The sequence below is a fragment of the Singulisphaera photorubra genome (assembly GCF_045290345.1).
Lineage (GTDB): Bacteria > Planctomycetota > Planctomycetia > Isosphaerales > Isosphaeraceae > Singulisphaera.
Window position 1 is genome coordinate 3,964,539 of sequence record NZ_CP155447.1, and the last position, 13,460, is coordinate 3,977,998.

The 13,460-nt window shown below is 61.7% G+C and carries 5 protein-coding genes; 2 read left to right on the top strand and 3 right to left on the bottom strand.

The window, feature by feature from the left end; all coding sequences use genetic code 11:
• Positions 1–119: 119 nt before the first annotated feature.
• Positions 120–1,685 (bottom strand): IS110 family transposase, encoded by a 1,566-nt coding sequence (locus V5E97_RS15225; RefSeq protein ID WP_406700159.1) that lies wholly within the window; start codon positions 1,683–1,685, stop codon positions 120–122.
• Positions 1,686–3,163: 1,478 nt separating this feature from the next.
• On the opposite strand from V5E97_RS15225, the gene ltrA (V5E97_RS15230) reads away from it, so the two are divergent.
• Both ltrA (V5E97_RS15230) and ltrA (V5E97_RS15235) read left to right on the top strand, forming a co-directional pair.
• Positions 3,164–4,375: a group II intron reverse transcriptase/maturase gene (gene ltrA, locus V5E97_RS15230; RefSeq protein ID WP_406700160.1), complete on the top strand. Its 1,212-nt coding sequence runs from the start codon at positions 3,164–3,166 to the stop codon at positions 4,373–4,375.
• A gap of 176 nt (positions 4,376–4,551) precedes the next feature.
• Entirely contained in the window at positions 4,552–5,904 is a 1,353-nt protein-coding gene (ltrA, locus tag V5E97_RS15235; protein ID WP_406700161.1) for a group II intron reverse transcriptase/maturase, read from the top strand.
• 426 nt (positions 5,905–6,330) lie between these two features.
• On the opposite strand, the gene V5E97_RS15240 is transcribed toward ltrA (V5E97_RS15235), so the two are convergent.
• Together V5E97_RS15240 and V5E97_RS15245 are read right to left on the bottom strand one after the other, a co-directional pair.
• The gene (locus V5E97_RS15240; RefSeq protein WP_406700162.1) at positions 6,331–6,477 is read right to left on the bottom strand and encodes a hypothetical protein; all 147 of its coding nucleotides are present in this window, start codon (positions 6,475–6,477) and stop codon (positions 6,331–6,333) included.
• A 1,221-nt stretch (positions 6,478–7,698) separates the two neighbouring features.
• Positions 7,699–13,026, bottom strand: a complete 5,328-nt coding sequence (locus V5E97_RS15245) for a golvesin C-terminal-like domain-containing protein (RefSeq protein ID WP_406700163.1) — start codon at positions 13,024–13,026, stop codon at positions 7,699–7,701.
• Between the last annotated feature and the right edge of the window lie 434 nt (positions 13,027–13,460).

Genomic DNA, 13,460 nt, shown 5'->3' on the forward strand with positions numbered 1-13,460 from the left:
TCAGGGGAGTGACCCCACACAGCCGGATCCGACGTTGGTGATCGGACAGAGCGCCACGCTTTAACCACGGCTTTGCGCCACGGGGACATTCGACGTTATTCGGTCCCTCGGCCGGGTCGTCACTCTGTGGGATCAGGCTCCCCTGACAGTTTCGATGGTAGCAAATCCACCCCCAGCTTCGCCAAGACCGCGGGGAGAATCACGCCCAAGAGTTGCGGACCGGTTCCCCGCTTCGACCGGGTCCGCGACAGTTCCTCGGCCAGCGGGACCGCCTCCGACCGATGCTCCGATCGGGGAAGCTGGCACACCGCCGAATCCAAGATCAACAAAATGCGTGCACAATCAATATTGTGTTCGTTCGAAAACTTGATCAGTTTGTCAAGAACGTAATGCCGATGCTGACAGCTCGGGTGGTGGAAGACCGATTGGCCGGCCACCATCTGGTAGGCGATCCGGCAGAATCGGCCGCCGACCTTGACATGGATGTCGCGCGGATCCTTGCCGCTCAATCGCCACTTGGCGGCCTGGATCCTGAAATAATCATTACATGTGATCAAATTGTCGGCGATCCGGAGGATCACCTCGCGGAGCGAGTGATTGCCGCGGCGCACCAACGCCCCGTTGCTCCGGTCGACGGTGTCGCTCTGATACCGCGATGGAAACAGCCCGGCGCGACCGGTGATCGAACGGGCTTTGGGATAACGACCGATCGGCCCCATCTCGCCGGCGAACTCGGCGGCGGTCACCGCGTTGATCCCCGGAATTCCCAGCAACAGCACGTAGGGGGTGCGAACCAGGAGCCCGGCGAGATCCCCTTCGACGGTCCGGATCGCCTCGAGCTTGGCCATCCGATCTTCATCAAGTGTCGTGAGCAAACGTAAATAAATTGACGATTGCGAATGTGGTGCGGGAGCCGCCTTGGCCCAGGCGACGATCTTCTCGACGGTCTTCAGGTGAGGACGAAATCCCGCCTCACGGAGCCGCCTGAGGAGTCCGGGGACACCGACCTCGAGAATCGCGTCAGCCGATTGCAGGTTCTTGACGATCCAGAGCGGCAGTGGACTGTCAAACGGATCGATGACCGCGCAAAACCCTGGCATGATCAATTGAAAATGGTCGTGAATTTGGTTGCGAAGTGTGACGTTCTTGGTGACCAGATCGCGGCGATGACGAGCGAGGAGTTGGAGGTGGATGTAGAGGGGATCGGGTTCGTGCTCGAGGAGTCCGAAACCGTTGACCGCCGCGCGATGGATGGCGGAAAGATCGGTGTCATCGGTTTTGTTGCCGGGATCGGCGGGCTGGCGAAATTGCTTGGTGGCGAAGGGATGAACGATCCGGACCTCAAAGCCGGCCGCCTGGAACGCGGCCTGGACCGGCAGGTGAAACCGCCCCGTGCGTTCGACCACGACGATCACCACCCCGAGGCGATGCCGCTGAGCGGCCTCGCGGACCGACTGGATCGCCGCCTCGAAGCCCCCGCGATCGTGCGTGATGAGGGTGGGGGGGACGAGGACTTTCCCATAGAAATCGGCCAGCAAGAACTTGGATCGGGCCTTGGCGCAATCGACGGCGACAATCCCAAACCGTTCTGGGCCCACGGCTTGCACTCGAGGATGTAACGTTCCCGCGGGCTTGTGAATCTCGTGAGGCCGTCGACGCCGCTGGGATGCAGTGCGCGTTGCCATGAGAAAAGACCTCCAAGAAAGGACCGGGAAGGAGTCCCATCCCTACTATGGAAGTCTGTATGAGCCCGAGAGTTAAGAATTATTCTCTCTGATTTGCTACATACCAGGGACATTCGTCAATATTGCCGCTGCTTGGGCAAACTGGGACGGCATTTGTGGACGGGTGCCATCACAGAACAAGTCGGAGTCAAACGCGGTCTTACCTATATTGTGCAAATAACAGCAAAATTGACGAATGTCCTTGCGCCAGGAAAGCTTGGGAGAGGAGGAAGAGCCTCGAACTCAGAAACCTTTCGTCGGAACCCTGCGGGTATTCAATCCCGCCTGGCAGAGCCGGGCCAGCAGCCAGAAGCGAGTCTTGCGTGGGGAGGGGCGACCCTCACTGCGAAGCGTAGACAGCCAGGTCAAAGGCCGTGTGATCGAGCCCCGAAAAGTCAAGACGCTGGGAGCCTTCGTTGTGGACATATGCGGGGGCCGCGCCGGTCGCGCTACACTTGGTCCCGCAGAGCGCGGTCGGTCCTGCCGGGGTCGGAGAGCACGGGCGATGACCATCAGGGTTCCCCAGGAACCTGGGAGACCCCGTCGTCTCCACCGCAATTTCCGGCTCGGGAACCGGGACACCAACTCCCCGGAGCCTCCGGGACGCGCATTGCCGCCCGAGGGGAGCAAACCTGCGATGCAACGGTGGTATCGCCCCGCGAAGGCAACGACGCGTGGCGAGACGGATGGCGGGGAGTCGGAGTGCCCCATAGTGTGTGCTGGGCAGCGTTTAGATCCGGAGGGTTCAAGTCCCTTGGCCGCTCGAATGAGGGGCGGTGTATCCAAAGACGGGGGTAATGCCTCGTCGGCTGGGGAACGCAACCATGGAGAACCCTATACGGGCACGAAGTCGGAAACGACGGATACAGCCAAGGGGATGCACCTACTGTCGCGCTCTGTCCGCAAAGACAACCAGAGGGCAGGGTGTCCGCCGCGAGGCGGATCCGAAAGGCTTGCGGAGAAGTACCGGGCCGTAATCGAGGAGAGCCATCTCCATGATGAACCGGTCGGCCAAAGGTGGGGCAAGGTCGAGCCCGCACTATGGGGCGAAGGCGTTCTCATTCACCCACCGTATCAAGGTGTTTGCGGACGGCACGGTACGGAAGATCTAGACGTGACCCCAGGAGGACTCGTTCGGTTCCTGGGTGGCACCGGGATCAGTGACCCTATAAGCCGAAAGGCGAAGTGGCGAGCGATGCCGGGCGAGTCGTCGGACGGCCGAATAGTACCAGAAGCGAGGCGAAAGCCTCGTGACCGAGCGATCGGCAGCTGAGTGGGCTGGGAAGGCGGCCGGCAAAGGTGGTTAGCGCGAGACACGATGCCGGACAAGTAAGGGCTATCGTGAGGATCAGTTCCATGAGTGAAAACCCGTACGCGATCGCCCGAGGAGACTGGCGGACTGGCTCAACCCGACTGGGGACAAGAAGGTCCATTCTCTAGTGGACAAGGTTTACAAGCGATGGAACTTGGAGGATGCCTGGCTTAAGGTCAAGGGCAACGGCGGGGCCGGTGGCGTCGATGGGCAATCCTTGATGGATTTCGAGAAGGTGCTCGAGAAGCAACTGGACCGACTCCATGCGGAACTCAAGAGCGACACTTATCAACCCCTGCCGGTGCGACGACAATTGATCCCCAAAGCCGGCCAGCCGGGCAAGTTTCGCCCGCTCGGCATCCCGACCATTTATGACCGGGTATGTCAGCAGGCCCTACTGAACCGGCTGGAGCCGATCTTCGAACCAGTATTCGATGATGCCAGCTTCGGATACCGTAAAGGGAGATCGACCAAGGATGCCATGCGAAAAATCTGGAAGGAGTTGGGCACAGGAGCCGAGTGGATCATCGACGCCGACCTCAAAGATTTCTTTGGATCGGTTAATCATGAAAAGCTCTTAACACTCGTTGCCCAACGAATCTCGGACGGGCGAGTGCTCCGGCTGATCGAGCGCATGCTCAAGGCCGGCGTCCTGTCCGAGGGCCAACGCCTCCCGACCGAGCAGGGTACTCCTCAGGGTGGGATCGTTTCCCCCCTGTTGAGTAACATCCTTTTGACTCCGTTTGACCGCGAGATGCGTCGCCGAGGCTTTCGGCTGACGCGCTATGCTGACGATTGGGTGGTTACGTGTCACACTCGGGCAGAAGCGTGCCGGGTATTGGCTGAGGCCACCAAGATCCTGGAAGCACTGGGTGTGACGCTCAACGTCGAGAAGACGCGGATCGTACACGTCACGACCGGCTTTGAGTTCCTGGGATACAAGATCAAACGCGGTCGCCGGCCTCTGAAGCTGGCTCCGGGCAAGATCCGTACGGGCTGCCGTCAAGGCAACCTCTACGCGTACCCGCGGGAGAAGTCGATCGAGCACTTCAAGGATCAGATTCGCCAGCGGACTCGGCGCAAAGCTCCGGTGAGTACCCGGGCACTCATCGCCGAACTCAATCCGGTCATCCGCGGATGGGGCCAGCATTACTGCAAAGCCCACATCCGTACGCTCTTCGCCCAACTCGACCGTTGGATCCTGCGTCGCCTCTGGTCACAGCGATTCAAACGTTGGCGCTGCCGAGGTTGGAAACAGCTTCCGGAGCGTCACCTGTACGGCGAATTGGGACTCGTGCGCCTGATCTACCTGATTCCTTCTTTGCACCTGCGCCATTGATGCGCCTTTGTGAAAGCTGGATGCGGGAAAACCGCACGTCCAGTTTGAGCGGCGGACGGAGGCCAGCGTTTCGACGCGCCTCCTCCGACCCGACACCGCGGAACCCGGGGAACCGATTCCGAAGGGACCCGGCGGAGGGAAGGGGGCACCGTGTCATGACACCGTTGGAGGGAAACATGGCGGGTGCATCGGAACCCGTGGACGTGTCCACGAAACGACAACGGATCGCCCAACTCGCGAGGCAAAGTCCGGTGATGGGATTCACGTCCTTGGCCCATCTCATCGACTTCGACTGGCTGCTTCAGGCGTACGAGAAAACACGCAAGGATGGTGCCGTAGGTGTCGACGGACAGACGGCCGCGGACTACGCAGCGGACCTGAGGGGCAACCTTGTGTCGCTGCTGGAACGAGCCCAGTCCGGAACATACCAAGCGCCTCCGGTGCGTCGGGTTCACATCCCCAAGGCGGGCTCGACCACCGAGACTCGTCCGCTGGGGATACCGACCTTTGAAGATAAGATACTTCAGCGAGCGGTGGTCATGGTCCTCGAAGCTATCTACGAACAAGACTTTTTGGATTGTTCGTACGGCTTCCGGCCGGGCCGCTCGGCGCACCAGGCGTTGGACGCCGTGTGGCGGCAGACGATGGGGATGAGGGGTGGCTGGATCTTGGATGTGGACGTTCGTCAATTTTTTGACACGATCGACCACGGCCATCTCCGGGCCTTTCTCAAGCGTCGGATTCGAGATGGCGTGCTGCTTCGACTGATTGGCAAGTGGCTGAACGCGGGGGTCCTCGAAGCTGGCAGCGTTACGCGTCCGGCCATGGGTTCCCCTCAGGGCGGGGTGGTCAGCCCCATCCTTTCGAATCTGTTCCTGCACTACGTGCTGGACGACTGGTTCGCGCGTGAGGTCCGACCGCGTCTGAGGGAGGGGGCGTTCCTGACGCGCTATGCGGATGACTTCGTCATAGGCTTCGCCTGTGAAGAAGACGCCCGCCGGGTGATGGCGGTCCTTCCCAAGCGGTTCGCGAAATACGGCCTGACGATCCACCCTGATAAGACGCGGCTGGTGCCGTTCGAGCGGCCCAACCGTGCCTCCCAGCAACCGACCGAAGCGCCTCGTGAACCCCCTGGGGCATTCGACCTGCTGGGGTTCACGCACTTCTGGTCCTATTCGCTGAAGGGGAACCCGGTGGTGAAGCGGAGGACGTCGCGGAGTCGATTCAGCCGGGGGCTGCGGTCGCTGAAGGAGTGGTTCCGGCAGCACCGGCACCTTGACATGGCGGCCCAGCACCAGACCCTGTGCCAGAAGCTGACGGGCCACTTTGCTTACTACGGGATCACGGGCAATTCGGTTGCGCTCTCTCGATTCCGGAGTGGGGCGGTCCGACTCTGGAGGCGGAGCCTGTCACGGCGGCGCCGTGATGGTGACATCGCCTGGGATCAGTTCAATCGGTTTCTGGAGCGTCACCCGCTCCCGCCACCGCTGGCGATCCACTCAGTGTGTCGTCCCGTAGCGCGTTCATGACATGACGAGCCAGATGCGTGAAAAACGCACGTCTGGATCAGTGGGAGCCCGGGGGGAGTAATCCCCCTGGGCGACCCGGCCCAATAAGTGCCAGTCCCCCTTTCTACCCGCCGAGGATCCGGGAGTAGCACTTACGCGAGAACTCCGCGTGACTCAATCGCCTGAGGTTTTCGCTATTGAATTCGCATCCGGGCCGTGACAATCTCGTGATGAAACGACGTAGTCGCGGCTGAGTGACGATTTGCTTCTGCAAGTTCTTGCCGGATCAACACTATAGTGTGCTCTGGCCCTGGGGAAGCAGCGATACCCAACCGGAAGGTCATTCAGTCAGCGGGCAAAGCCCGCTCATGGGGAACTTCCGACTCCAGATTTCGCAGGTATGCTTTGTTTCGCGATCCGGCGAGATCGAAGCGTTGGAGGCCGACATCACCAGAGATCGCTGAAGGGGGCAGGAAGATCCACGTCATCCAACCTACAACCGGAGAGTGAGGGAATGGAGATGTCGAGGCCGCGTTTCAAGATCGGCTGGTTCATGGTGGCAACGGTCTTCATCGCCATCGTCTTGGGGGTCATGAAGTCTCCACTCGACCCCTTGCCAATGATCCTTTTCCTGGCGCCGCTTTGGATTTTCTTTGCTTTCTGTCTCTATATCGTTTTGATCGTCGTCCCTTACACCGTTTTTGTCAGCAGGAAGGCTTGTCCGTCGTGCGGGTACAGGTCAATGGAGTGCCGCAGGGTCGGCCTTTGGCCCCCGCTCTCAAGTTGGCACCGTTGCCGAAGCTGCGAGGCTACGACGGGGCACCGTTTCGGAGTAGGATGGGGCGGGGAGCGGTGAGTGAAGAATTGGATACCGTTCGCCGATCAGCCTGGCAGGAGAGTAATAGTATCACTATGTGAGGCAGCGAGAATGGCCTTATGTCTTCGGCAACAGGGAAACCGCTCTCATCAGGGGCCGGCCGTCATCTCGCGGAACACCATTGGCAACGTTGGATGCGCTGGCGATGCGAATACCCCGATTGCGGTTTACGGTGCGGGCGATGATGACCGTGGTCGTGATCGTGGCCATATTTGCTGGAGCGACGGTGACTCTTAAACGGCGGGCCGCTCGTTTTCGTAAAATTGCGGCGTACCACGTCCCTTGGGTGGAAGGGATTGGGGGCAATTTCAGCGGCCATGAAGGGGACCGAGTGTACTACCAACACTGGTGGACTGGAAAGAACCTCACGGATCGAGAGACCGCAACGTTTCTTTGGCACGCACGGCTAAGGAAGAAATACCTCGATGCTTCCCTTCGGCCTTGGCTCCCCGTTGCCCCTGACCCACCTGAGCCGAAATGAACGACATGTGGGCAGTCTTTGGGCGGCACACTTCCCATAAATTAGGAGCAAATAATTGATGTTTATCGTTCGTTGTAAGCGATAATTGATTTGCAAGAAATCGGATTTGTAAATGCGATTTGTTTTGCGATTGATGTCAGGGCGATCGACGGATTTGCCTGTCGCCCGATCCGTGGTATTGCGTCATCGGATCGAGCGAGGGCCACGGAACCCTCGATCCAGTGCGCGACCTTCGCTTGGTATTGGGCCAGGGATGTGGCCATCCCCGTCTTTGGGGCTTTCGACTGCAGCGTCGAACGCTGGAGCGTACGCCGGGGCCGCTGCCCCTTGCGACGGTCTGCGGTGTGCGGGCGATTCTTGCCGTGGACTTTTCCGCCATTGCCACCGCGCGAGCTGCCGAGAGGATTTCCCCTCTCGCCAACTCCCGTTCGTAGCGCCTCGGCCTTTACCGCGACGACTATGCCCTCGAGACGCCCGTGACTGCTCGTCTGACCCCTGGTCGTAGTGTCTTGGCCATGACGTCATTCGGGCCAGGGAACTCGACGTGTCCCAGGCCCAGTCGATGGCCGAACTCGTGCATGAGGACGGATAACAGGTCGATCCCCGCGGGGGTCGGCCCTGTGACGCTGGCAACGAACTCGAAGTCGTCGTTGGGGGTCGGGTCGACGAACCAACCGTATCCGGCGGCGTCGTAGTCGATCGCAATCTCATCCGCGCCGGCGGAGCCGAGCTCGTTGCCCGGCAGGTTGATAATGCGAACGGGGACTGTCCGCAAGGAGTCGAGGCGAGCCGGGTCGATGCCGGCGGCCCGCCATCGTGCGAGAGCTGCGTCGAGGAGTTGGGGCAAGTCCTCGAGCCCGACCTGTTGGCCGCCGGCCGGCTGGGGACTCGGTCCGCCTTCGGCGAGGAGTGAGTTGGGGCTACTGGCAGTGTCGACCCTGACGGCGTCGGCGATGACGAAGCCGTCGGCGTCGTTGCCCAGTTCGACGCGGAGCGGCCCTCCGCTGATGGTGACGGTGCCCAGACTCTGGAAGAGAACCCCGCCGACCGTCACTTCCCCGGCTGGTGCGTTGCGCTGATTGATTCGGACGGTCCTGATCAGAGTGTCGCCGTCGTAGATTCGGTAGGGGGCGTCGGTGGCGCGGTTGCCACCTTGCAGCCAGGTGACCTGGACCTCGTAGGTGGCCGGAGCCAGGGGCGCGAAGTTCCAAGAGGCGATCGCTGAGCCGTCTCCTGCCGGGGCGTACCGCCCTGTGCTGCCGTAGCCCGAGGCGAAGCCTTTCCAGGGCCCCACCTGGCTGTAGCCCGCCTGACCGTCGTCGGCGATGATTGATGAGAATGGGGGCAGTTCGTCGATCCGGACGGCGTCGGCGATGACGTAGCCATCGGCGTCGTTGCCCAGTTCGACGCGGAGCGGCCCCCCGCTGATGGTGACGGTGCCCAGACTCTGGAAGAGAACTCCGCCGGCGGTCACTTCCCCGGCTGGTGCGTTGCGCTGGTTGATTCGTACGGTCTTGATCAGCGTGTTGCCGTCGTAGATTCGGTAGGGGGCGTTGGTGGCCCGGTTGCCGCCTTGCAGCCAGGTGACCTGGATCTCGTAGGAGGCCGGGGCCAGGGGCACGAAGTTCCACGAGGCGATCGCCGAGCCGTCTCCTGCCGGGGCGTACCGCCCTGTGTTGCCGTAGCCCGAGGCGAAGCCTTTCCAGGGCCCCACCTGGCTGTAGCCGATCTGACCGTCGTCGGCGATGACCGGCGCGAATGGTGAGAGTTCGTTGATCCGTATGGCGTCGGCCATGACGTAGCCATCGGCGTCGTTGCCCAGTTCGATGCGGAGCGGCCCTCCACTGATGGTGACGGTGCCCAGACTCTGAAACAGAACCCCGCCAGCGATCACTTCCCCGGCTGGTGCGTTGCGCTGGTTGACTCGTACGGTTCTGATCAGAGTGTCGCCGTCGTAGATCCGGTAGGGGGCGTTGGTGGCCCGGTTGAGGCCTTGCAGCCAGGTGACCTGGATCTCGTAGGAGGCCGGGGCCAAGGGGGAGAAGCTCCACGAGGCGATCGCCGAGCCGTTCCCCGCCGGGGCGTACCGCCCCGCGTTGCCGTATCCCGAGGCGAAGCCTGCCCAAGGGCCCACCTGGCTGTAGCCCGCCTGACCGTCGTCGGCGATGACAGAGAGGACCGCAAGCGTCGCCGCAGGCGTGAGACGACGGATCACATCACTCCCCTGTTCGGTGAAGAAGAGCTGGCCCGTGGCGTCGATCACCATGCCCGCGGGATTGTTGATCATTGCCCCCGTGGGCGATCCACCATCCCCCTGATAACCGGCAGCGCCGTTTCCAGCGATTGTGATGATCTGCCCTGTTGCTTTGATGACCTCGCGGATTCGCTGGTTGTCCTGGTCGGCGATGAAGAGGTTGCCGACCGCGTCTAACGTGACCCCCCGAGGATTCCGCAGCATGGCGGCGGTCGCCGGGCCACCGTCGCCGCCGAAACCGGCGGTGCCGTTTCCGGCGACGGTGATGATCTGCCCGGTGGCCTTGACCACCTGGCGAATTCGGTTGTTGCCCGAGTCGGAAAAAAAGAGGTTCCCATCGGCATCCAGAGCGATGAATGTTGGCAGGTTGAGCTGAGCCGCGACGGCCTGGCCATCGTCGCCGCTGTAGCCGACGGTGCCATTTCCGGCGACGGTGACGATCTGTCCGGTCGCTTTGACGACCTCGCGGACCCGGTGGTTGCCTTGGTCCACGATGAAGAGATTACCGGCGGCGTCCAGTGCGATGCCGACGGGGCCATTGAGCATGGCGGCGGTTGCAGGCCCGCCGTCGCCGCCGAAACCTGCGGTGCCGTTTCCGGCGACGGTGACGATTTGTCCGGTCGCTTTGACGACCTCGCGGATCCGGTGGTTGCCTTGGTCCACGATGAAGAGATTACCAGCGGCGTCCAGTGCGATGCCGATGGGGCCATTGAGCATGGCGGCGGTTGCAGGCCCGCCGTCGCCGCCGAAACCTGCGGTGCCGTTTCCGGCGACGGTGATGATTTGTCCGGTGGCCTTGACCACCTGGCGGATCCGGTGGTTTCCCTGGTCGGCGATGAAGAGGTTGCCGGCCGCGTCGATCGCCACATTGGAGGGCTGTCGGAGCGTGGCAGCGCTGGCCGGCCCCTCGTCACCGCTATAGCCAGGGGTGCCGGTGCCGGTGATCGTGGCAATGGATTCGCTGGCGCTGGGGGCATAGTTGGTAGCGCCGCTATAGTTGACCGTCACCGTGTGCATGCCCAACGACAGCGTCGCGGTCGAGAATGTGGCGATGCCGCCCGTCAGCGTCGTGTTCGCCAGCGTGGTTCCCCCGGCGCTGAAGGTCACCGTGCCGCCGGTCGGCGTGCCTGCGCCGGGTAGGGTTGAGACGGTGGCGGTGAAGATCACCGATTGGCCGTTGCCCACCGTTGCGGTTGAGATGGTGAGGGCCGTACTGGTCGGGGCCACGGCGATCGAGACATTGGTGGTCGACGGTGCCGACGTGCCAGAGACGCTGGTGTCTCCGAGGGCGTCCGTCGCTTGGGCGTAGTAGGTGGAGGTGCTATTGCCGAGGCCGGAACTGGAGAAGCTGGTCGACCAGCCGCCCGCGCTGTCGGTATCGGTGCCGACCAGCGTATCACCCCCCGCGCCGACCTGGAGGCCCGCGGTGCCGTTCGTCTCGCGGAAAAAATTCACGGTTGTGACGTCGCCCGTCACTGTGCTGGCTGTCAACGTCACGTTGCCGCCGGCGTAGACCGGGTTGGGAGTGCCGGACAGCGAGCCGATTGTCGGCGGTGTCATGGCGACGTTCAGGCTGATGCCGCCGGTGGACGAGGCGTAGCCGGCAACGGCGATGTGGTAGACCGTCCCCGCGACTGCGGCGAACGTGACCCGGCTCGAGTGGCCAAGGCCGGGGAAATCGTCGTTGCTAGCGATGTGCAGCAGGGTGTTGACCGCCGAGCCGGTGTAAACGCCCAGGGTGGTGTCGTAGGTGCTTCCGATGGTGCCTATGGTTGCCGTGCCGGTGGTGGGTGCAGTCCACTTCCACCAGACTGATTTGAGCGGGACCGACATTTCCGCGTGATTCGGCTCGCCCGGCTCGCCGGTGGCCCCGACGTTGGAGCCGGTGCCCAGGGCGACTGGGCCCGAGAGGACCAATGCATCGGCGAAGTTGTCATTGAGCGGCCTGGTCGCGTCGATCCGCAGGGTGTATTGTCCCACCTCACCGGGGCCGCCGTCTCGGGAGATCTCCACGAAATAGGTGCCGGCCGCCAGCGCGAGGGAGACGGTCGCATCAAACGAATTCGACGGGGCCTGGGTGGACAGCAAGGTCCCGCTGGAATCGAAAACGCGGAGCTTGGCGTTCAGGTTGTTGAAGTAGTCGTTGACTTGAGCATCAATTACCACGAACTGCTGGCCGGTGATCGTGAATCGGAACTCATCAAGGTCGGTGGACTGGCTGATGACGCCAGCGGCGGTGAAGATGCCGCTGGAATCGGTCAGGACCGTCGCCGTGGCCGTCGTGTTCCCATGGTCGTCGGTGCGATAGCCGAATGTGTTGGTCGCATTGCTGATGATCGCCATGTCATCCTGAGCGTTGCCCAGCTCATTCGTTCCGGTCATCCAGGTCTCGCGGCTCAGACCTCCATCTGGCGTGTACATGATGCCGAGCGTCGAGCTTGGGCTGACGTAGTGTTGCAATCCGAGCGCGTGGCCAAACTCATGAGACGTGGTATTTCCCTGCTCGGCGGCCTGTGCCACGATCCGCGTGGAACTATCCGTACCGACGTAGCCAAAATTGCCGGTCCATGTGAACGCCGTATTCACCGCGGAGCCCGCGTAGCTATTGAGGTAGGCGACCCCGATGATCCCGGTGGGTTGGCCGACGAGTGACGGACTGCTCATCGTCATGACCTGTCGAAAGCCGACCCCGTTCGCGAAGCTGCCGGGTTGTACCGTGGTCACGTTGATGGCGAAAGGACTGAAGTCCTCGGCCGTGGTCAGCCAGATGTTCCTGATGGCCAATCGCTCGCCCGGGCTGAATACCGTGTCTTCGCCGTTGAAATCGAACGGGACTGCCGTGTAGGTCCCCCAGGTGTCGGTGGCGGAGTGGCCGTCGAAGTCGAGGTAGAGCGTGTCGGCGGCTCCAGCAAAGCTGGTGAAGGTGGGAACGGAGTTGGAGAAGTTCGTGTCGGCGAGCATTCGTAAGGAATAATTCCCCGACGAGGTCCCGTTCACGGACTTGACCTGGATGTAGTAGGTCCCCGCGGTCAGGTCGTGGTAGAGGGACGAGTCCAAAGCCGCACCGATTCCGGCTCGCCCTGCCGTCGCAGGATACCCCGTATCGAAGTCATATCCGTCGTCGTTGCTGTCCAAGAGCGCGAACGAGCTATCGTAGAGGCTCAGAACACTATCCAGGCCTGTGCTCAACCCGGTTTCTCTCGAATCGATATCAAAGAACATCCCACTGCGGGAGGCGAGAGTGAACCGGAAGACGTCGAGGTCGGAATTGCCGAAGATCGCCCCTCTGACGTCGAGCCAGTCGTCCGGCGAAGTGGTGAGAATGTCACCAGGCTGGAGCAGGACTTGATTGGAGGTTCCGAAGGAGTTGTTGGGTTCCACTTCGGAGACGGTTGAGAGGAGCACACGCGATTCAAGGCTGCTCACAAGCAAGGCTGCGGGTTTCAGGGCGTGCCTGTTCCCAACCTGTCGCAGGCGATTCCGCCGAGAAAGAAAACGAGACAGCCTCTGGTACGAAGTTGTCGCTCTCATCGCGTTTTCCCTCCGGTGGAAAGTCAAGTTGCCTGCGGACCTCGCACGGGCAGTTTAGTGGAATCCGCACGTGCAAGCGAACCAGTAGTCGAAAATTCATCAGACCGAATTTTTCAGAGTCCGGGGTTGCCAATCCCGTTTACCCCGAACCCATGCTCCCGCTACACGGCGACGGCATCGTGAAATCACACGCACGAGGGAACATTCCCGAGCGTGTGTGCTGTCGGTCGGAGGCGTCGAACGAGAGTCAACGCGGGAGGCTAAGCCGTTGGTCTCGGTTTTCTTTGATTTTCTGATGGGTGACCGTGGGAATGCAAAGGCCGTTGGGTGCCACGGGTTGTACTCAACCCGTGAACGATTGTGCAGGTTTTAGGCTCACGGGTTGAGTACAACCCGTGGCACCCAGGACTTGCACATCATTCAATGTTATGGAA

What these genes read in the sequence shown, in the direction of transcription:
- V5E97_RS15245 (WP_406700163.1), bottom strand. Translation starts at nt 13,026, where the DNA reads ATGAGAGCGACAACTTCGTACCAGAGGCTGTCTCGTTTTCTTTCTCGG.
- V5E97_RS15240 (WP_406700162.1), bottom strand. Translation starts at nt 6,477, where the DNA reads ATGACCCCCAAGACGATGGCGATGAAGACCGTTGCCACCATGAACCAG.
- ltrA (WP_406700161.1), top strand. Translation starts at nt 4,552, where the DNA reads ATGGCGGGTGCATCGGAACCCGTGGACGTGTCCACGAAACGACAACGG.
- V5E97_RS15225 (WP_406700159.1), bottom strand. Translation starts at nt 1,685, where the DNA reads ATGGCAACGCGCACTGCATCCCAGCGGCGTCGACGGCCTCACGAGATT.